The organism is Paenibacillus sp. 1001270B_150601_E10, assembly GCF_015558675.1.
Lineage (GTDB): Bacteria > Bacillota > Bacilli > Paenibacillales > Paenibacillaceae > Paenibacillus_B.
The window spans coordinates 137,009-158,803 of sequence record NZ_JADMOL010000007.1 but is presented as its reverse complement, the minus strand read 5'-3'; the positions used below and the strand labels follow the sequence as shown (position 1 = coordinate 158,803).

13 protein-coding genes and 1 pseudogene are annotated in these 21,795 nt (G+C 48.5%); 13 read left to right on the top strand and 1 reads right to left on the bottom strand.

Translation table 11 applies throughout. The annotated features are described in order from the left end of the window. Positions 1–126: 126 nt before the first annotated feature. The 13 genes and pseudogenes from I2H74_RS16815 (at position 127) to I2H74_RS16755 (ending at position 20,228) form a co-directional block, all read left to right on the top strand. Positions 127–1,482: an ABC transporter substrate-binding protein gene (locus I2H74_RS16815; RefSeq protein WP_195575386.1), complete on the top strand. Its 1,356-nt coding sequence runs from the start codon at positions 127–129 to the stop codon at positions 1,480–1,482. 167 nt (positions 1,483–1,649) lie between these two features. After that, positions 1,650–2,621 (top strand): annotated as a pseudogene (locus I2H74_RS16810) (SMI1/KNR4 family protein); the annotation flags it as partial. Between the two features lie 95 nt (positions 2,622–2,716). Continuing rightward, a complete protein-coding gene (nfsA, locus tag I2H74_RS16805) occupies positions 2,717–3,496 on the top strand; it encodes an oxygen-insensitive NADPH nitroreductase (protein ID WP_195575384.1) in 780 nt (259 codons plus the stop codon). A 235-nt stretch (positions 3,497–3,731) separates the two neighbouring features. Continuing rightward, a complete protein-coding gene (locus I2H74_RS16800) occupies positions 3,732–5,525 on the top strand; it encodes a cache domain-containing sensor histidine kinase (protein WP_195575383.1) in 1,794 nt (597 codons plus the stop codon). Continuing rightward, positions 5,522–6,994, top strand: a complete 1,473-nt coding sequence (locus I2H74_RS16795) for a response regulator transcription factor (protein WP_195575382.1) — start codon at positions 5,522–5,524, stop codon at positions 6,992–6,994. The genes I2H74_RS16800 and I2H74_RS16795 overlap by 4 nt, the downstream gene beginning before the upstream one ends. Positions 6,995–7,224: 230 nt before the next feature. After that, entirely contained in the window at positions 7,225–8,556 is a 1,332-nt protein-coding gene (locus tag I2H74_RS16790; protein ID WP_195575381.1) for an ABC transporter substrate-binding protein, read from the top strand. A 79-nt stretch (positions 8,557–8,635) separates the two neighbouring features. Further along, a complete protein-coding gene (locus I2H74_RS16785; protein ID WP_324254090.1) occupies positions 8,636–11,596 on the top strand; it encodes an extracellular solute-binding protein in 2,961 nt (986 codons plus the stop codon). Between the two features lie 53 nt (positions 11,597–11,649). Further along, positions 11,650–12,588, top strand: coding sequence for a carbohydrate ABC transporter permease (locus I2H74_RS16780; RefSeq protein WP_195575503.1), 939 nt, complete (start codon positions 11,650–11,652; stop codon positions 12,586–12,588). 5 nt (positions 12,589–12,593) lie between these two features. Then, entirely contained in the window at positions 12,594–13,481 is an 888-nt protein-coding gene (locus I2H74_RS16775) for a carbohydrate ABC transporter permease (RefSeq protein WP_195575380.1), read from the top strand. 22 nt (positions 13,482–13,503) lie between these two features. Continuing rightward, entirely contained in the window at positions 13,504–15,597 is a 2,094-nt protein-coding gene (locus I2H74_RS16770; RefSeq protein WP_229106764.1) for a YIP1 family protein, read from the top strand. Positions 15,598–15,609: 12 nt separating this feature from the next. After that, complete coding sequence (locus I2H74_RS16765) at positions 15,610–18,288, top strand: DUF5696 domain-containing protein (RefSeq protein WP_195575379.1); 2,679 nt, start codon at positions 15,610–15,612, stop codon at positions 18,286–18,288. Further along, complete coding sequence (locus I2H74_RS16760) at positions 18,285–19,238, top strand: carbohydrate ABC transporter permease (protein WP_229106763.1); 954 nt, start codon at positions 18,285–18,287, stop codon at positions 19,236–19,238. The genes I2H74_RS16765 and I2H74_RS16760 overlap by 4 nt, the downstream gene beginning before the upstream one ends. A gap of 21 nt (positions 19,239–19,259) precedes the next feature. Next, the gene (locus I2H74_RS16755) at positions 19,260–20,228 is read left to right on the top strand and encodes a carbohydrate ABC transporter permease (RefSeq protein ID WP_195575378.1); all 969 of its coding nucleotides are present in this window, start codon (positions 19,260–19,262) and stop codon (positions 20,226–20,228) included. 102 nt (positions 20,229–20,330) lie between these two features. Here I2H74_RS16755 and I2H74_RS16750 read toward each other — a convergent pair. Further along, positions 20,331–21,795, bottom strand: a 1,465-nt coding sequence (locus tag I2H74_RS16750) for an extracellular solute-binding protein (protein WP_195575377.1), incomplete at its 5' end; no start/stop codon positions are given.

Below are 21,795 nucleotides of genomic sequence, written 5' to 3'. Positions count from 1 at the left end.
GAAAGCGGTTTAATTTATAAGTGTATTTCTATGCTTCTTTTTAACGTTATCCCATTGTTTGCGTGATATTCATTCATCCAAGACCCTGCATATGCGTAATAAATTGTTCATATGAGGAGGATAAAGATGAGAGGTATTCGATCATGGAAGCTGCTAGGCATGCTCAGCGTAGTTGTCATCATGCTTATCGTTATAGGCGGTTGTTCCAAGGAAGAGGTAAAAGAAACGAAAAAAACAGAACCCGTCGCTCAGGAGGAAGCCAAGCCCAAACTTCGCATCATGGCGCATTCGGAGGAGTTTTTTAATCAGCAGTATGGAGGCTATCTAGCAATTAAGTATCCTGAACTAGAATACGAACTTGTTACTACTGAAAGTATTCGCAGCGACACCTCCCCTGAGAAGGCGCCGGGAGATAAGTTAATCAGTCTCATCGAAAAAGAGAACCCTGATCTGATTCTGCTTAATCCAGAGGAAGTCATCCCGTTGGTAGATAAAGGGAAGCTCCTTTCGCTGGAGCCGATGATGGAGCAATCTCAATTTGACACCAACGGAATCGATCCGGCCATCATGGATTACTTCCGCAAGCTAGGGAATGGCGCGATGTACGCTCTGTCTCCTAGTTACAATACATCGGTTGTTTACTATAACAAATCCATGTTCAAGGAAAACGGAATTGAGGAACCAAAAGATCAGATGACATGGGAGGAGTTATACAATCTTGGCGCCCGCATCGCTCAGTTAGGCACGGAAGAGAAGCCGATGTACGGGCTGTCGGACAGCTTCTTCCCTCGGCTTCAGGATTCAATCTTACAGGTAGCCAGTACCTATGGATTGCGTATTATTGATGCGAGACAGGAGAAGATTTTGTTTGATGCAGAAGGCTGGCAGAAGGTCTATCAGACGGTTGCGGATGCCATCCAATCGAAGGCGCTTCACATGGTAAAGGAAGAGGTTAGCATGCGGTCTTCGAGTGAAAATCCGTTTACGCAGCAGGAGATTGGGATGCAGGTGGGAGGCCTTGTGAGCGCGAATGGTATAAAAGGAAATGCTTCCTTTGAAGTCGGCGTTATTACGATGCCGGTTGATCCTGCACGGCCAGATGTATCGCCGTTTGTTACCTTTGGCTCTTTGTACGGTATCCATGCTCAATCTGCTCAGCAAGAGGAAGCGTGGAAAGTGCTATCTTATTTGATGAGCGAGGAAGTAGCTAACAAACTAGCGCTCACTAGCCAATTACCGGTACGGAACATGGGATTAAAGAATATTTCAGATTGGGATGCTGCGCCATTCACACGTCTGAAGCCTGCAACCGACACGAAGTTCATCTGGGACCTGATCCCGAACGTATACCCGAATCAAGGGGAAGAGATGGCTAGAGCGATGACAGACATTCTTGAGCGGGATGTGCCCGTGAAGGACGCGTTAGCCAATATGCAGCAGGTGCTTCAGAAGAAGCTGGATCAGGCGCGGGCGGAGCAATAGGAAGATGAACAGAGAAACCTTGAACGGCGCAAAGCTGCTCAAGGTTTTTTTATTTATTACTATTTTTGTTTGAATAGAAGAGTATTGCTTGCTGCTCCTTTCGCTTTCCCTTCTATGAATATGGTATTCTTTAGTAACGGAACGAGAAATATGATAGGTGAAGGAGAGGTTCGATGAGCCAGCAACCCTTTTATGATATGGATTTAAATGCTTTCTGGGATGACAGCCAATATGCCCATGATGAATATGAGAGCGATCCGCCGACGGATGAGCTCATCCAATCGATGGAGGAGGAGCTTGGTTACAAGCTGCCTGAATCGTACATAGCCTTAATGAAGCATCGCAATGGCGGCGTGCCAGTAAATGCTTGCTTTCCGACGGATGAGCCAACCTCTTGGTCAGAGGAACATATCGCGATTAGCGGGATCCTTGGCATTGGGAGAGAAAAGGCGAATTCTCTAGGCGGGGAGTTTGGCAGTCTATTCATGATCGAGGAGTGGGGCTATCCGAATATTGGAGTCGTGATCTGTGACTGTCCTTCGGCAGGCCATGACGTCGTTATGCTGGATTATCGCAAGTGCGGTCCTACAGGAGAACCAGAGGTAATCCACGTCGATCAAGAGGCGGACTATGAGATCACCTTTCTTGCCAAAGACTTTGAAACGTTTATCAGAGGCTTGGTCCATGAGGATACCTATGATACGTCAGAAGAAGACTTAGCCAGAGATTTGGAGCGGGTCGCTCAAGGAGCCTTTTCCCCACTGTTAAAAGAGCTGTGTGGGAAGGTTGCTGAGATTGACGGCATTGAAGCAAAGATTCGCAGCATTTGCACACGCATTACGAATGCGAAGGGCTACTTCGCCCTTCATGCGGACGAGCTGTCCATGCTCATGTATGATGTTCAGTTCTGGCTGTATGAACATCGTGGCCAAGCGGTAACAAGAGAACAGTATCTTGCGGATTATCCGAGTATGATCGCTTTCGGCGGCGAATTCAGCACAGGAGGATATGCGCCAAGCTTAATCACGGACTGGCTGGATCTTCGTATCCAACAGGGAATGATTGTTGTTCATGACCAGCAGATCCGCCTAACGGATGAGGCCCGACAAGCTCTGATGGAGAAACTGCAAGGGCAGTAGCCGAGTGTGGCTTGGTTTACTGCGTTTAGATCCTGCTATTTTTCGTTATTATAATGGAGGATAGGAATGACACAGAGAGAAGGGAACAACCGATCATGAATGAGATTATTGAAAAAATATTAGATCATCGCTCCGTGCGAGCCTTTCAAGATAAAGAGCTGACAAAGGAAGAGATCCATACGATTGTAAAGGCTGCTCAGGCGGCCTCTACATCCAGCTTTCTTCAGGCCTACACCATTCTCGGCATTACGGATAAAGAAAAGAAGGCAGCACTAGCTCAGCTTGCTGGCAACCAAGGCTATGTGGAGCATAACGGGCATTTATTTATCTTCTGTGCGGATGCCCATCGCTTGGAGATTGCGGCTCAAATGGAGGGGATCGATCTTGGGGATACCCTGTCCTCTACAGAGAACTTTATGATTGCGCTCATTGATGCAGCACTCGCTGCACAGAATGCCTCCATTGCGGCAGAGTCGATGGGTCTTGGCATCTGCTATATTGGCGGACTTCGCAATAATTTATACGAGGTCTCGGAGCTGCTTAACATTCCGAAGCATGTTATCCCGCTCTTTGCCTTGGTCGTGGGACATCCTGCTCAGGCAGCCGATAAGAAGCCGAGAATGCCGCTTGAACTTGTTTACCATGAGAACGGCTATCAGTCAAACGAAGAGGAGTACCGCAAGCAGCTCGAGGCATACAATGAGACGATATCCGCCTATTATCAAGAACGCACGAAGGGAAAGAGAGCAGATCGTTGGACTGCGCAGGTAGCACAGATGCTTACGCAGAAGAGCCGTTCTTATATGAAGGATTATGTCAAGGCCAAGGCATGGATACAAAATAAGGACTCATACCAGCAGCATACTGAAAAATAAAATCCTCTCCTCTTCTAATTAGAGGGAGGATTTTTTTATATGGAATCATGGCTCGTGCAATTACATGTTCCTGTAGAAGGAATCTTACCTCCAATATCGAATACAGCATAATAGAGACAACTCCAGAAAGAGACCGGCAGCTCCCTTTGTTAGCAAGTGTGATGGCATGATCAGACTATACGACAAGGGAGCTTTTGCTATGTATGGTTTACATTGACGAGAAGGAGAGAGCGAAGTGGCTCTTCTGCGCAAGCTGACTATCCGTTCACAGCTGATGATTATAGCGCTGGCACTAGCATTGGTTGTTCTAGCGATCTTATCTGCAAGCTATCTCCAGATGACGAAGATCATACAATCCAACAATAATAAGGCTGCCAATGATCTCATTTTCCAAATGAAGCAGACGATATACGCGAACAAGGATGTTCTTGAGCGGCTTATGACGAATATTGCCTTCAACTTGGATGTTCAAAACTTTCTTATCGAGGAAGATAAAGTACAGCGATTTATGCTTAGTAAGCGTGTGGAGAGCTTACTCATCAACTCCATGACCTTAAAGGAAGGAATTCTCGATATTCTTGTACTTGGCAAAGAGGGGCGTTGGGTAGATATTGCTGGAAGCAGAAGAATGACTGAGCCCTACCAAGCCCAGCTAGCGGAAGGAGAGGCTTTTCAGTATTTCACCGTGCATCATGCAGGAGACCAATATTCGACGTCAAGCGTATTTCTAATCGGTTTTAATATCAAATATGCGCAGCCTGGTGAACCGTTTAATGCTTCTATCGGCACGCTGTTCTTCGTGGTCTCACCAAAGGCGCTTATGGGGGGAATCAGCAGCATCTCGCAGGAGATGGTTTCTCAAGCTTTCTTTATGGACCAGAAAGAGCAAATTATCGCCAGCGGGGATATTCTAGGCGCAGACAGCCAGCTTGAAGCCGTATACAGCAATCGCAGGCTTAATGATTCAGATAAGGAAGAGCTGGAGTGGAACGGAAGGGCCTATATGGCGAAGGCAGAGTATCTACCAGAGCTGAACAGCTCGATTGTCAGCATGATTCCGAAGGATGTGCTTATGCGGGATCTTGCGGATATTCAATTCTTTTTCAGCATTATCTTCGTGCTGGGCGGGCTGGTGATGCTGGTGCTGTTCGCTGTTCTAACGAACAACATTTTGCTGCCGCTAAAGAAGCTCATGCTCTACATGAATACAGTAAAGCATGGCAATCTCGACAGATTGAAGCAAGGCATCGATCTCGATGGCTATGTCGAAATTACGGTCATGGCTAATGAGTTCAATAAGATGATGAATCAAATTGACACGCTGACCAAGGAACTGCTGGATGCCAATACGGCGCTGCTTGGAGCAGAGCTGGAGAAGAAGCAGGCAGAGCTCTCCTATCTTCGCAGCCAGATTAATCCTCATTTTCTGTACAATACCCTTGAGATGATAAAGGGAATGGCAGTGGTTAAGGGGGCACAGGAGATTCGTGCTTCAACAGCTGCTCTTGCGAGTATTTTTAGATACAGCATTAAGGGCGATGGCATGGTTCCGCTACGAGTAGAGCTGTCGATTATTGAAGCCTATCTTCACATTCAGAAGCTGCGATTTGGCAATAGATTCAGGGTGAAGATGGAAGTTGATGAGAGAGTAAAGGATTGTTTCATTCCTAAAATGATCCTTCAGCCGATTGTAGAGAATGCGGTATACCACGGCCTTGAACTCAAAGAGGAGCAGGGCTTGCTTCGCATTCAAGCGTTGCTGCGTGATGAAGCAACGCTGCTATTGACGGTCGAGGATGATGGTATAGGCATGGAGCAAGGACGTCTAGAATGGCTCGAGTCTATGCTTCATGACTCTTCTAAAGGCTTCCTGACAGGTGAAGGCAGAGGAAGCATCGGCTTTGCCAATGTTCATGCGAGGATCAAGCTTATTTATGGAGCAAAGTATGGGCTTGCGATTCAGAGTGAGCCAGGCGCAGGGACAAAGGTACAGCTATCACTTTCAACAAAGGGCGGAGGAGCATCATGAGTATAACGGTACTGCTGGTAGACGACGAGTCTTGGGTCATCGAGAGTTTTAAGGCGAGCATCGATTGGACAGCTCATGGCTTCGAGATCATCGGCACGGCAAACAGCGGTGTGGAGGCTTTGTCTTACATGGATACATGCAAGCCAGCTGTCGTCTTCACGGATATAAGAATGCCTGGGATGAATGGGCTAGAACTTATTAAGAGAGGAAAAGAAATCTTACCGGATACGGACTTTGTTGTGGTCAGCGGTTATGCTGAATTTGCTTATGCCCAGAAGGCTCTTACCTACGGAGCGATCGCATACTGCTTAAAGCCATTTGAGGAAGAGGAGATAGAGTCCATCCTTTGCAGGATTAAAGGGAAGCGGGCTTCCAACTCCATACATTCCACTACTATTGAAACGCTGCTTCTAAGCTACATGGAAGAGCCGAGTATGGCTCATGAGACAGAACTGCTGGAGATGCTGCATAGGCTGGGTGTGATAGAATCACATTCATCGCCGATAGGCGTGCTGGTTTGTTCCACTTCAAGTCTTGAGCCGCCAATCGTCTCTGCTGAACTGCCCTATGCAAAGATTGGCAGGATGAAGCATGCCTTTCTCGTTCCGCATGATCAATTAGAACCGCTTCGAATAAGCCTTGAAACACTGCACCAAACACATACGCAGGGAGAACATCCAAAGCGCATGGAAGGGATTCGAGGCATTGGCGTGAGTGAGCGCTCGATAGAGCAGCTTGATCTAAGAAGAGCCATTAAAGAAGCGAATGAGCTGGCTGATCAGTACTTTATAGCAGGGCGATTTGTTATTGCTAGAAAGCAGACGAGCTTAACGGAATCCTTTAAAGGAGAGTTGAAGCAGTTGGATGAGGCCATGCGCACTGGAGATGTTGCAGGCGCCCATCATAGCTTTGATCGCATGCTCTCTCTTTTTGAGCAAGGCGTGTTGACCGTGCTGCATGCCCTGCAGCTGTATCATGTCGTGCACGCCTTCCTATACTGCATCAATCAGGATCATGAGGACATGGTGCTTTTTAATCGCGAGCAGCTGATCGCTAACTATGGTTCCGTTCAAGCGATGATTCATGAGCTTCGGCAAAGCGCAGCAAGAAGCATCCTGGATGCTCAGGAAATCGATCTTGCCATGACAAGCAACGAGACCTTTCGATCGATCCTGCAGTATGTCAATCAGCATTTTACTGAGGATATCTCACTACAATCGCTGTCACAGCTGTTCTATACGAATCCAAGCTATATCAGCCAGTTATTCAAGAAGGAGATCGGAGAGACGTTCACGGCCTATATCGCCAAGCTCCGCATGACATATGCCTGCGAGCTTCTCGGGAGCACGGATCTTATGGTTGGAGAAATTGCGGAGAGGTCAGGATATATGGATTACTTTTATTTTACAAAAATGTTTAAAAAACTAATTGGCAAGACACCCTCCCAGTTTAGGACGGAAATGAGATAAGAGGTATGTGTTTTCTTTAGCATTCGTATGGAAAGTTTTTAGATCAAGTCAATTATGAGTATAGGCCCCGGTGCAGGGGCTTTTTTTATGGAGAGAAAAAATGATGATACCTAAATATGCGGAGAATAAACAATCTTCTAAAATGGGAAGTGTTCAGTTTAGAAAGCGGTTACATCGCAAAGCAGTCGAAAGTAGCAATGGAATTTATTCGAGTGATAGGGGGAACTGACATGAAGCGCAAGTGGCTTGCGAAACTGCTGATGATCACGATGATTGTTCTACTGGCAGCTTGTTCATCAGGGAACTCGGGCAATCAGGCCAATCCAGAATCGAAGCCGGCCGTAACCGAGAACAAGGAAGGCACGAAGGAAGATCCGAAGGGTGAGGAGAAGAGCGATCCAGCAGTGGCTCCTGTGAATGAGAAGATCGACCTGAAGGGAAGAACGATACGCATCGGTCAGTGGTGGGGCATGGAGAACTACTTGTCGGAGGAAGAAAAGGAGCTTCAGCGTAAGGCGGAGGAGAAGTTCAACGTAAAGATTGAATACGTGACTGTACCGTTTAACGAGATTCAGTCTCGAATCATTACAACCTCCGTTGCGGGTCAGCCGTTTGCGGATATCATCATGATTCCGCTGGAGTGGTCCATCCCAAAGATGGTTAGCGAGGGGTATATTCGCAATATTGATGACCTCGTCGATCTGAACGATCCGAATTGGAACAAGATTATGCTGAGCTATGGCAAGTATAACGGCAAACAATACAGCTTTACGTATAACGATAACAACGGCAACGGCTTCTACTATAACAAGACGCTTATTCAGAAAAATGGACTCGAGGATCCATATGAGCTGCAGGAAAAAGGCGAGTGGACCTGGGACAAATTTTTAGAGATCTCCAAGGCGGTTACGAAGGACGGCGTTTATGGTGTAACGCCATATGACACGCCGCTGTCGCTAACCCTGCCGTTTATCTACTCGAACAATGGATTCGTGACGAAGGACGACAAGATTACCTACGACGCTCCAGAATCGATGGAGGCAATCCAATTCGTCTCCGACCTGTATAACGTCCACAAGGTCGTAGGTGGCAACTTCGCAGAGGGCACTGCGTTATTCTATCCTGGTTATCGCTGGGCAGCTTATGACTTCAATGGCGGAATGGCAGATGACTGGGGATATGTGTTCTTCCCGAAAGGACCAAAAGCAAGTGAATTCGTGGTGCCAACAACGGTAAACATGTGGCATCTCATGAGCGATGTGGAGAGTCCGAAGGAAGTGATGGCTGTATGGATGGAGCTCTACGAGCGGGATCAGGAGAAAGGCTTTGATCAAGTTATTCGTGGAGAAGAAGCCAACTTCCGTAATCAAGAAGGCTTGAATTCGCTTAGAAAAATGCTTGGAAATGGCACAGTCATGCAATTCTACGCGTACGAGGGCTTCAGCAATTATTTCAGCGAGGCGATCGATAATATTATGAACGGCAAAGGAACGCCTGCAAGTGAATTGGCTCGAATTAAGCCATTAACTCAAGCAGCCATAGATGTAACCGTGAAGAAATAACGACGGAATCATAGCGTGACACCCCAAAGGCGCTTGCGGTATTTGGGGTGTCACTCTTAGATGGGAAGGAGGATGGCAGGTGGCCTCTGATCAGCGCAATTCAGTCTTTAAAGCCCAGTGGCTTAAGCTTGTACTCGTTGCAGCAATAGGAGCAGGTAGTATGCTTCCTGGTGCATTCTATCCCGCGAGAAGTACTCAGGTTGAAGCGGCAGCCCCCACCTCAAGCGACTTGACGGCATCCTTGTCCGGTCACTTTCAAGAAGGCGGATATGACCAATATGCAGCGAGATATAAGGATGCGCCTAAGCCGAATGTGGAGGTGCTTATCGAGGGAGAACGCTTTGCGAGCGCGGAAGGAATGGTTCCACGCATCGTGCAAGAAGCTCCTCACCTAGTAGGACATGCGGTTGAGACAGGTGAGGAAGGAAGCATCACATGGAGCTTTGAAGTCGAGCAGGAAGGTTTGTACCTGATCGCGATTCGATATTATCAGCTCGAAGGCAAAAGTGCGGATATCGACCGAGAACTTAGAATTGATGGCAAACTTCCTTTTTCAGAGAGCAAGAACCTCATGTTTCGCCGAGTATGGGCAGGCGAAGGAGAGACGCTGCGGGATGCGCGCGGCAACGATTTGTATCAGAAGCAGGTGGAGAATCCGATCTGGCTTGACGCCTATGTTCAGAGCTCAGACGGACGTCACACGGAGCCGTACTTCTATCACTTCACGAAAGGGAAGCATACGCTGACCCTGATCTCAGCGAAAGAGAAAATGCTGATCGATTCGATTAAGCTGAAACAGCCGGATGCGATTCAGGATTATGAAAGGTTGTCTGCTGATTATGCCGAACAGGGCTATAAGAAAGCATCGGATGTTGCGGTGAAGATACAAGGTGAGGATGCGGTGCTGAAGTCAAGCCAAGTGCTCTATCCCATGATGGATCGGAGCAGCCCTGCAACCGAGCCCTATCATATCTCTCAGATTCGATTGAACACGATTGGCGGCTACAACTGGTCTTTGGCTGGCCAATGGATGACTTGGGAAATCGAGGTTCCGGATGACGGACTTTATCATATCGGGATTAAGGCGAAGCAGAGCTTCCAGCGCGGCATGACCTCCTATCGCAAGCTCTATATTGATGGAAAGGTTCCTTTTGCAGAGATGAACAGCATTCCTTTTCCATTCTCAGCCGATTGGGAAATGCATGCGTTGGGTGGAAGACAGAATGGTTCGAAAGCGGAGCCTTATCAATTCTATCTGACAAAGGGCAAGCACGAGATCAAGCTTGAGGTCACCTTAGGGGAAATGGCTGCTCTTCTTCGCACGGTGGAGTCGAGCGTATTGGAGCTTAATCGAATCTACCGCCGCATCATTATGATTACAGGCACTGTGCCGGATGAATATCGGGATTATCAGCTTGATAAGAAGATTCCTGAGCTTGTGAAGGTCATGACAGAGCAAGCGGATGTGCTTGAAGAAGTCGCCAAGCATGCAGAGCGTCTATCAGGCGGCGGGGACCGGACAGCTTCCCTTACACGTCTGATGGTTCAGCTTCGGGACATGGCGAATCAGCCTGACACGATTCCAAGACGCTTAGAAACCTTTAAGTCGAATACAAGCTCGCTTGGAGATTGGATCTATTCAATCAATAATATGCCGCTGTCCATCGACTATCTAGTCGTGGCTTCTCCTGACCAGAAGCTGCCTTCTGCAACTGCCGGCTTCTGGAATAAGGTCAAGCACAGCACGGGAACGTTCATGCTATCGTTCTTTACGGACTACAATATGCTTGGTGCTGGCGAGGACAGCAAGAAGAAGATCACGCTATGGATGACGCAAGGGATGGATCAGGCCAAGATCGCCAAACGTTTGATTGAGGAGTCGTTTACAAGCGAGACAGGGATTGCGGTTGATATTCAGGTCGTAAGCGAGGGCGTCCTGCTGCAGGCTATGCTGGCTGGCCGAGGACCTGATGTTGCCTTTTCACTGCCTGACGATAAGCCTGTGAACTATGCGCTTCGCCATGCGGTGGAGGATCTGTCCGCATATCCTCAGTTCGATCAGGTCAAGCAGCAGTTCCATGAGAGCGCAATGGTTCCTTATCAATTTAATGGCGGAACGTATGGTCTGCCTATTGACCAATCCTTCCCTGTGCTTTATTACCGCAAGGATATCTTAGAGGAGCTGAACTTGAAGGTGCCGGATACATGGGAAGACGTGTTTGCCATGATTCCAGAGCTTCAGAAGCATAATCTGTTGTTCGGCTTCCCCATTCAGGTGCTGGTTCGCCTCGGGTCGAATGTGCAGGACAGCTCGTCGCTCCCTGTAAATGCCACCTTTGGCACTATGCTGTATCAGAACGGCGGAGAGCTGTACCGCGAGGGGGGCAAGGCAAGTGCACTCGATACAGAGATTGCGATCAAGACATTTATGGATTGGACGGACTTATATACGACCTATAAGCTTCCGCTCACGACGGACTTCGTCAATCGCTTCCGAAGCGGAGAGATGCCGATTGCCATTGCAGATTACACGAGGTTCAACGTGATCAGCATTACGGCCCCTGAGCTTAAAGGATTATGGGACTTCACGGTTGTGCCTGGAACGAAGCAGGCTGATGGGCAGATTCGCCGCGATGTGCCTACAAGCGGAACGGCAGCGGTCATGCTTGCAGCGAGTGAGCATAAGGACGAGGCGTGGGCATTCCTCAAGTGGTGGACCAGCACCGAGATTCAAGCCAAGTATAGTCTTGAGTTAGAGGGTGTGTTCGGACCAGCCGGCCGCAATGCGACAGCCAATCTGGAGGCGGTTGCCCGTATTCCGTGGCAGATCCAGCATTATAAGACGCTTATGGAGCAGTGGAAATGGGCTAAGGGGATTCCTGAGGTCGCGGGAGGCTACTTTACCGGCCGTCATTTGGATAATGCATTCCGAAGCGTTGTGATCTCGAATGAGGACCCACGCGAGGCTATCGACTTATACACCCGCTTTATCAATGACGAGATAAAGAAAAAGCGCAAGGAGTTTGGACTGCCATACTAGAGAAAGGAGGCGATACCTGCATGTCTCTATCGAATCAAGGAGTTCAAGAGCAGATGACAGATTCAAGCCTGCATCGATTAGGGCCCGGGAAGGGGAGAGTGTCGCTATTCCTGCGTGAAATGAAGATTAAGCGTCATGGTTATATGCTGCTTGCTCCTTACTTTACGCTGTTTCTGATCTTTACAGCCTTTCCAGTGTTCATGGCCTTTGCACTTAGTTTTACGAACTTTAATATTCTAGAGCCCCCAAGTTTCATTGGCTGGGAGAATTACGCGAATTTGTTCATCAAGGATGAAGTGTTTTTGATCGCCTTGAAAAATACGCTTTTGTTCGCCGCCGTTACGGGACCGCTCAGCTATATCGCCTGCTTCTTTTTAGCATGGCTGATCAACGAGCTATCACCGGTCATTCGCTCGGTCATCACCTTATTGTTCTATGCGCCGTCCATCTCAGGCAATGTGTATCTGATCTGGCAGGTTGCGTTCTCTGGCGACTCCTTCGGCTACATTAATGCCTTTTTAATGAAATGGGGATTTATTCTGGAGCCGATTCAATGGCTCCAGGACCCGAAGTATATGCTGATTATTCTAATGCTGGTCCAGCTATGGCTTAGCTTGGGAACCGCCTTCCTTGCCTTCATCGCAGGGCTTCAAGGCATGGATATGTCTCTGATTGAAGCAGGGGCTATTGACGGCATCCGCAATCGCTGGCAGGAGCTATGGTTCATCACGCTTCCATCGCTAAGGCCGATGCTGATGTTCGGGGCGGTCATGCAGATTACATCTTCCTTTGCTGTCGCTGACGTCGCAACGAATATGGTTGGCTTTCCTAGCCCGCAGTATGCAGGACATACCATTGTTACGCACTTGAACGACTTTGGCTCGATTCGCTTCGAGATGGGTTATGCCAGCGCAATCGCGACGGTGCTGTTCGTTATGATGCTAGGATCCAATCTTATTGTTCAAAAGCTCTTGAGGAAGGTGGGTGACTAGCGTTCATGAGATGGACGATTCAATGGCGATGGCGGAGGCAGAAGAAGCTGAACCGTTCCTTTGCAATGGATGTTGCGCTGTTTCTCATCTTGGCTGCTGCGGGCGTATTCATGGCTGTTCCGTTTGTCTTTATGATCAGTACGGCCTTGAAGCCTCTCGATGAACTGTTTTTATTTCCACCTACCTTCTTTGTGCGTTCGCCAACCTTGGATAACTTCTATGATCTTGCACTCATTTTCTCCAACACCTGGGTACCGCTCTCACGATATATGTTTAATACGATCTTTGTCGCACTAACAGGGACAGTCGGCCATGTCATCCTGGCTTCAATGGCCGCTTATCCGCTTGCGAAGCTTAAGCTTCCAGGCGGCAACATTCTATTCATGACGGTCGTTCTTTCTTTAATGTTTGCGCCGCAGGTAACGGCCATCCCGAACTATTTGACCGTCTCGTGGCTTGGCTTATTGGATTCATACTGGGCACTTATATTTCCAGCCTTTGCGACATCGCTCGGCTTGTTCCTTATGAAGCAGTTTATGGAGCAGATCCCCGATGCCTTGATCGAAGCGGCGAAGATTGATGGTGCAAGCGAGTTTCGTATCTTCTGGAGCATTGTGATGCCAATGGTAAAGCCAGCTTGGCTGACGCTGATCATCTTCTCCTTTAAGGGCTTATGGGGAACAGGAAGCGGAGGACAGGGCGCCTCCTTTGTATACAGTGAACAGCTAAAGACCATGGATTATGCTTTCAGCCAGATCCTAGCAGGGGGCTTTTATCGATCAGGACCAATGGCTGCGGCAGCGCTCATTATGATGCTGGTACCCGTATTGATTTTTATTTTGACACAGAGCAGTGTCATTCAGACCATGTCCACTTCAGGGTTAAAAGACTAATTAGAGAAAGGAGGAGCTATCCTTGGCTTTCATTCGAAGCATCACCTCCATTCTAATGCTTCTATGCATGATGGCAGGCCTCGCGTCATCAGCTTATGCGCTGCCAGATTACAGCTATAACTATTCGTACTGGGGAGAAGCTGAACCTGCCCCATATCCGTATGCGGCTGAACAGCATATTTATGGCACGGATCTAGGCATAGGAGCACTTAAGACCCCGCAGGATGTATTCGTGTCTGATGATCAACGCATGTACATTGTGGATACAGGCAACAACCGAATTGTGGTGTTGGACGGGAAGGGGCAACTGATACGTACGATTGATCATGTCGTAGGCGATGGAGGGAAGGGCAGCTTTAATAAGCCCTCCGGGATCTATGTTGACCTCGATAAAAATATGTATGTCGCGGATACGCAAAATCAGCGCATTGTAAAAGTGAATGAAGAGGGTCGCCTGCTTCAAGTGATTGAATCGCCGGAATCAAGCATCCTTCCTGATGGATTTCAATTTTTCCCGAACAAGATCTATGTGGATCAGGCCAATCGCATCTACGTGATTGCTCAGGGAGCCTATGAAGGGATCATGGAATTCGACGCAATGGGAGGCTTTAAGGGGTACGTAGGAACGAATAAGGTGCGATTCAGCCCCGTCGATCTCTTATGGAAACGTTTATCCACCAAGCAGCAATCGGAACAGATGGAGCTGTTCTTGCCCATTGAATTCAGCAACTTGGATGTTGATGAGCGCGGCTTTATTTATGCGGTATCCTCAGAAATCAACTCGGATACGCCCATCAAACGCTTTAATCCGAGTGGAGAAGATATTTTACGAAGAGAAGGTTATTTTCATCCGATGGGTGACATCTCGGTTGTACAGATTGACTCGACAGAAGAGGCTTCGGCTGCTTTGCAGAACGCCGGCAGCTCCAGATTCATCGACGTCGTTGCAGATGTAAACGGCATGTACAGCGGCTTGGATTCGACTCGCAACCGGATCTTCACCTATGATCGGGACGGCAACCTGCTGTACCAGTTTGGGGGCATTGGCACCCAATGGAATAACTTTCAGAAGCCTGTCGCGATTGCAATGCAGGGAGAACGGATAGTGGTGCTTGACCAAGAGATGAACCGTCTGACCGTCTTCGCCCCAACCCGATATGGTGCGCTCATCCGTGAAGCGGTAAAGGCACATGACACCGGAAGGGCGGATGAAGCTTCGCGTGCATGGAATGAGGTGCTTCAATTAAACGCCAATTTTGATATCGCCTATATTGGCATCGGCAAAGCTCTGATGAAGAAGGATCAGAACGAGCTTGCCATGGAATATTTCAAGAATGGAAACAATCGCAAGTATTATTCCGAGGCGTTCAAGCGTTATCGCAAAGAGCTGCTCTGGGAGCATTTCGGTTCCATTATGACAGGCGTGCTAGCGGCTGCGGGCTTAGCGGTTGCAGGCAGAGTCATCTGGGTCAGGCAGCGAGCGAAGGCATTCTATGTAGATACAGGAGTGGCAAGCGCTCCTTTCTATACGATATTCCGACCGTTCAATGGATTCTGGGAGATGAAGTATGAGCAGAAGGGGCGGATGAAGATCGCGCTTATGATCCTGCTTGCGCTTATGATCACGATGATGATGAAGCGTCAATATGCAGGCTTCATTGTGAACTTCAATCGGCTGAGCGAGCTAAACAGCATTGACGAGCTCAGCTATATCCTGCTGCCCTTCCTCTTGTTCTGTGTGGCGAATTGGTCGCTTACAACCTTAATGAATGGAGAAGGAAAGTTCCGAGACATTGTGATGGCGGTCGGCTATGCGCTCTTGCCGCTGGTTATCGTCTACGTGCCTCAGATCGTGTTCAGCAACATGATTACACAGGAGGAAGCTCCATTCTATTACCTAATGGAAACGATTGCAGTCATATGGTGCTTGTGGCTGCTGTTCGTTGGCATGATGACGGTCCATCAATACAGCATCTTCAAGACATTCTTGACGCTGTTTCTAACCGTGATTGTCATGATCTTTATCGTATTCCTAGGCATTCTTTGCTTTAGCTTGCTGCAGCAAATGATTGCTTTTGCCCTATCCGTCTTTACAGAGATTCGGGCAAGGGCGTAAGGAGGGGCGGACATGCGCAAGAGTAAGATAGGAGCCGTTCTGCTGTGCTGCGGCCTGATCCTGACTGTAGGGATAAATGAAGGGCTGACGGGTACAGCAATCATGGCTTATGAGAAAGCAGGAACTGGCGATTGGACAGCACATCGTGCAAAGCTGGCAGCCATTCCAGAGTTAACTGCCGAGACACGAAAGCAAGGAGAAGGGGATTCTTCTGCGGCAGCAGTGGAGAGTCCAGCAGCTAAAGCGATCTCGCCTGCACAGCCGAAGGCAGGCGAAGTCGCAGCGGCTTCAATCCCGTTTGATCCCCCTCAGGGGATGGTCAAGGCTGCGGAGAACACGTACTTGCAATTGTTTCATAATAGAAAAACGACTGAGATTCTAGTCCGCGATAAGCGCACGGGGGAGCTGTGGAGCAGCAACCCCGCTGATCGCGATCAGGATAAGATTGCAAAGGCCACGAACAAGAGCGATCTGGATTCGCAGTTCATCCTTTCGTACTACAATGATCGCGGACATGAGGCGATGATGAATAATGCAGCTGAGAGCGTGCAGAAGGGCCAGTTCGAGATCAAGGAGATCGATGGCGGCGTCAAGATCATCTATGAGATTGGCAGTTCCGAAGAAGGATTAGGTGCAATCCCTAAGGTCATCAGCAAGGAGAGATTCGAAGAACGAATCCTCAACCAGATCGAGGATGAGTCAGCACGCGGACGACTGCGAAGCCGTTTCTTCTTCAATGAGGAGAAGCAGCAATATGAACGCAAGGAGATGCAGGACTACATCGTAAAGGATGTCGCAGCTATTCTGGAGTCGATTGGATACACAGCTGAGGAGGCGATGCAGGACAGCGCATCTGCGAATGGGGATTCGTCTATTAAGGAAAGTGCTGCTCCTCGCTTCACCATTCCCATTCGGTATGAGCTTGATGATGAGCAGCTGCTGGTCAGCATCGATACCGAGGAGGTTCAGGATACGGAAGCTTTTCCTCTGCATACGATTCAACTGCTTCCCTTCTTCGGTGCGGCAGGACTTCAAGAGGAAGGGTATATGTTTGTTCCTGATGGCTCAGGCGCCTTAATTGAGCTGAATCAGGACCATATTGGAGCAAGAGCGTATGAGCTGCCGCTGTATGGCGAGGATGCGACACCTATCGCCAATACCCAAATTCAGCTGCAGCCAACGGAAACGTCAAGACTGCCTGTATTCGGCCTAAAGCGAGGAGAGCAGGCGATGCTCGCGATCGTAGAAGCTGGAGATGCTCAGGCATCGATCATGGCAGATATCAGCGGAAGACTGAACAGCTATAACCGTGTCAATGCCTCATTTCGCATGAAGGATATGGAATCGGTTCAATTTCGGGCAGGATCAGTTACACGGCACATTCCAAAGTATTCGGAAATGTACAACCAAGGGATTGCGGTACGCTATGGCTTCCTTCATGGAGATGAGGCCAATTATGTTGGCATGGCGCGGTTGTATCGGGAGCACTTAATCGAAAGCCAACAGCTTACCCCCATTCAGGATACAGGAGATCTGCCATTTATACTGGAGTTGGTTGGCGGGATTCCGGTTAGAAAGACATTTCTAGGGATTCCCTATGAATCGGTGGAGTCTGTTACCACCTATAGAGAAGCGACAGCTATCCTTGAACAGCTGCAGCAAAAGGGTGTTCAGCATATCCAGCTGAAATATTCTGGCTGGTTCAATGAAGGCTATTATCACACGCTGCCTACCCGCGTTAAGCCTGACAGCATCTTAGGCGGAACGAAGGGGCTGCAGTCCTTGATCCAATTTGCTCGCGAGCGTCAGATCGAACTGTATCCAGATGTGGCATTTCAAGAGGTATATGAGAATGGAAAGGGCTTCAAGGCTCAGCGAGACGGTGCTAGATTTCTGAACCGCAAAGGCGCTTCACGCACAGCAACGGACTTGGTGACGACCAATCCAGGGGAGCGGCTGTATTATTTGCTCGCCCCGGACAAATTAAGAGGCATCGTTGACGCATTCGTGAACAGCTATCGTCCTCTCGAACTGCCGTCCGTTTCCCTTCGTGATCTTGGGGATGAATTAAACAGCAGCGTCTCACCGCAGGTGACGACGACAAGACAAGAAGCGCTGGCGATGGCTTCTGATAGCCTGAATGTGATGAATGCCGAGATTGGGGATCTCATGATTAGTGGGGGAAATGCGTATGCACTCCCTTACGCGAAGACGATTGTTCACGCGCCGTTGTCGAGCAGCCGTTTCAATATCGAAAGTGAAGAGATTCCGTTCTACTCCATCGTGCTACATGGGTACATCGACCATGCCGGCAAGCCTATCAATATGGAGCGGGATCAGGATCCTAGAACGTCTCTGCTAAAAACGCTTGAGACCGGCACGCTTCCATTCTATCAGTGGTTCTATGAGAAGCCTTCAGCTGTTCGCGACACCAAGCTGAGCCATCTGTACTCTGCTTCTTACGAGAATTGGATTGATGAAGCGGCCGAGCTTTATCAAGAGGCTAACAGCCTGCTTCAGCAGGTGCGCAATCAGCCCATTACCGGGCATCGCAAGCTGCTGGATAAAGTGTACGAGACGACTTTTGACAAGGGACTGCGTATCATCGTGAATTACAATCGGGAGGCAGTTACCGTGGACGGCATGTCCATTGAGGCCCTAGGGTACCGGGCAGCAGGAGGTGGAGCATGAGTAAGGCAGCACAGATGCGTGAGTGGATCAATCGAAGAAGGCCGATAAAGACTTTCAATAGAGGGAAACTGTCGCTGCAAGAAAAGAAGGCCGCTCTCGGCTTGGTGTTTGTCGCGCCTTGGTTTCTTGGCTTCGTCTTTTTATTTCTCGTTCCGCTCTACCAATCGTTTATCTACAGCCTCAACAAGCTTACGCTTGGCAAAGGCGGGTTTGATACAAGCTATGAGGGCTTCAGCTTCTATCGGGAGCTGTTTACGAATCATCCGACCTTTACCCGCACGCTAGTGGAGTCCATTACGGATATCGTCATCAGCGTTCCTTCCATCACGATATTCAGCTTGTTTGTCGCGACACTGATTAATCAGAGGTTCAAGGGAAGGGTATTTGCGAGAGCTATTTTCTTCTTGCCAGTGCTGCTGGCAGCCCCTGTTCTGTCGCTGGAGAACAGCTCGCAGATGACCTCGATCGCGGCCTCGGTTACGGGAGCCGCCGAGGATGGAGGCTTCGTCTTCACAAGCTTTGAGCTGAAGAGAATGCTGCTAGAGGCAGGAGTAGGCAATGGTATTGTCACTTACATTACGGGATCTGTAGATCGCATCTATGAAGTGATCAGTTCGTCCGGGGTACAAATACTGATCTTTCTTGCAGCCCTTCAATCAATCTCCCCATCCCTTTATGAAGCGGCGAAGATTGAGGGAACAACAGGCTATGAGGCTTTTTGGAAAATCACATTTCCGATGATCAGCCCAATCCTGCTTACAAATGTGGTATACACGGTTGTCGATTCATACAGCCGCAACCAGCTCAGTCAAATGATAAAGGATACCGCCTTCCAATCCTTGAACTTTAGCCTGAGCGCGGCGATGGCTTGGGTCTACTTTCTGATTGTATCCATCATCCTCTTGGTCACGACGACGCTGATCTCGCGGAAAGTGTTCTACTATGATTAACGAGCGAAGGGGTGAATCCGAATGAAGATACAGGCTGAAGCGAGAGCTGCGGCTTGGAGGGCGCGCAGAAGAACACGGACAATATCGCCCCTTCAGCGAGCGAAGCATTGGAGTTGGGTTCTTGTTCGTACCGTCCTTATTGCGGGCTTTTGCTTTGTCATTTTGTATCCGCTCTTTTTCAAATTGTCCGTCTCCTTTAAGGATCGCTTGGACGTATACGATACGACCGTGCTCTGGATTCCAAAGCACTTCACCTTGGAAACGATTAAGATTGCCTTCGAGGCGCTGAACTATCCGAAGACCGCCCTGCATTCCTTAATGATTGCAGGCGTCTCCACCATTCTGCAGGTCATCTCCTGCTCCCTTGCTGCCTTCGCCTTTGCACGACTGCGCTTCAAGGGCAGTGGGTTGTTGTTTGCAGGCGTCATCTTCACGATCATCGTTCCAGTCCAGACATTGATGGTCACGACGTATTTAAACTATCGTTATTTTGATATCTTTGGCTTAATCGAGTGGATTACAGGACAGAGGGGCTTGAATCTGCTTGACAGCTACTGGCCATTTATTCTGCAGTCCATCACCGGCATGGGGATCAAAAGCGGTTTATTTATCTTTATCTTCCGGCAATTCTTTCGAGGGATTCCTGTTGAGCTGGAGGAAGCGTCTTACATCGACGGCTGCTCCGTCCTTCAATCGTTTACGCGCATTATGCTGCCGAACGCCATTCCTGCTATTGTGACAGTGGTTCTGTTCTCCTTCGTATGGCAATGGAATGATAATTATTATGTATCCCTCTTCCTGACTTCGACTGATGTATTATCGACGAAGCTTCCTGTCATGTGGGCATCATTCTCATTGAATGACCCGCTGTATGCTTATCTTGTGAAGAATGCGGGAGAGCTTTTATTTATTGCACCGATTGTGATCCTGTACATCTTTGCTCAGCGCTACTTTGTGGAGAGCGTGGAACGAAGCGGACTGATAGGGTGATGGATTGCATGTGATGCCGTTAAATAGAGCAATAAAAGCCTCTATCTTCTGTTAGTCGCAGCTATCTGCTTCTGGAGAAGGGAGGCTTTTCTACTGTGCGAGCTATTGCTTCTGACGCTGCTGCAGCGCTGTATTCACTTCAGTTATCGCTTTGTTCAGGCCAAGGCTCTCGTATCGTTCCACCATTCGATGCCACATCGCCACAGGGTCTTCACTGCTGATGGTTACCTTAATTAGATCCTCCAGCGGATTAATAAGAGTTCCGAGCTTATCTTTAGCTGGGGTAGAGAGGGAGTTGATCTTAGGATAGGTCGGAGTAGCAGTTGCGTGATTGAATTGCCATTCCATCTCATCCAAGCTTTTTTCAATATTATGATCTCCAAATTTAATCCGGTTGGTTTGGTCAAATCGGAAGTTTCGATCCTTGCCCCAAGAAGCCAATGAACGAAGAATAGCAATGGACGGATAGGTCTTATCCAGATCAACCAGCTTTCTTCGCTGCTCATCATAAGGACGCGTAATAATGATACTCCCATCCTCCACTTTATAATCTTTCCCTTCCATTCCGTAGCTTGTCAGCATTTGACCTTCAGGAGAGAGCAAGTAGTCATATAAGCGCAGAATACGATCCATCTTCTCATCACTGATCTTCGCATTGAAGAACGTCTCGGACCAATAGGTCTGTGCAGCGTAAAAATAACGATGTCCATCCTCAGTTGGCCATACGTGCAAAATATCAACCGCATCATAAAAACTCTTGTCTGGATGAGCGGCTTTCCATCGTTCCTCCAACTCGCTTAAGCTGTCAGGCGTAGCGCGATATACAAGCGCGCCTGCTTGTCCGTTCACAAACTTAAGGACAGCATCCTCTTCTTTTATATAGTAGAACTCCGGATCGAGGGTTCCATTTCGATACAGTTCCCTCAGCTGAACAACGACTTTGTCCATTTTTTTAGAAGCATAGAAGGGAATCCATTGGTTATGCTCAAATACCCACTGTTCAGTAGCAAATTGCGGAAAAGTGGAGCTGAACGCCCAGGAGAGCATGTTCATGCCTGAAGCAGTGAGTCCTACCATCTGGGATGGCTTACTTTTTGACGTTCGATTTTTGAAGGCGGCAAGCATGTTTGAGAATTGCTCGTAGCTAGCAATGTCATGAAGCAATAGATCGTTCATCCAGTCCTTGCGAACAAAGAGGACCCGCTCAAGCATCCATAAGCGATTCGTGGGGTAGCCGATTCTAGGCAGCATATACAGTTTGTTATCCTTCTTTAACAGTCGAATATCCGGAATCTGTGCAATTTGATCAACATAGGGGTAGGGTGTTAGATCCTCAGGCAATGGCTTAATTAATCGGTGCTTCATCCATTCGTTATAAATGCCTGGTGAATCGCTTGCGATGGAATGAGCAAACACATCGGGAAGCTTGTCCGAGGTGGCCCACATCTGCAGCTTCTGCATGTAATCAGAGGAGGTAATGTTCACAGGCTGAATGGTAAGGTTGAATTGCTTCTCTAGCTGCTGAAGGATAGGATCCTTTCTCTCGAAGGCGGTACCGATATCCCAA

What these genes read in the sequence shown, in the direction of transcription:
- I2H74_RS16815 (WP_195575386.1), top strand. Translation starts at nt 127, where the DNA reads ATGAGAGGTATTCGATCATGGAAGCTGCTAGGCATGCTCAGCGTAGTT.
- nfsA (WP_195575384.1), top strand. Translation starts at nt 2,717, where the DNA reads ATGAATGAGATTATTGAAAAAATATTAGATCATCGCTCCGTGCGAGCC.
- I2H74_RS16795 (WP_195575382.1), top strand. Translation starts at nt 5,522, where the DNA reads ATGAGTATAACGGTACTGCTGGTAGACGACGAGTCTTGGGTCATCGAG.
- I2H74_RS16790 (WP_195575381.1), top strand. Translation starts at nt 7,225, where the DNA reads ATGAAGCGCAAGTGGCTTGCGAAACTGCTGATGATCACGATGATTGTT.
- I2H74_RS16780 (WP_195575503.1), top strand. Translation starts at nt 11,650, where the DNA reads ATGACAGATTCAAGCCTGCATCGATTAGGGCCCGGGAAGGGGAGAGTG.
- I2H74_RS16775 (WP_195575380.1), top strand. Translation starts at nt 12,594, where the DNA reads ATGAGATGGACGATTCAATGGCGATGGCGGAGGCAGAAGAAGCTGAAC.
- I2H74_RS16765 (WP_195575379.1), top strand. Translation starts at nt 15,610, where the DNA reads ATGCGCAAGAGTAAGATAGGAGCCGTTCTGCTGTGCTGCGGCCTGATC.
- I2H74_RS16760 (WP_229106763.1), top strand. Translation starts at nt 18,285, where the DNA reads ATGAGTAAGGCAGCACAGATGCGTGAGTGGATCAATCGAAGAAGGCCG.
- I2H74_RS16755 (WP_195575378.1), top strand. Translation starts at nt 19,260, where the DNA reads ATGAAGATACAGGCTGAAGCGAGAGCTGCGGCTTGGAGGGCGCGCAGA.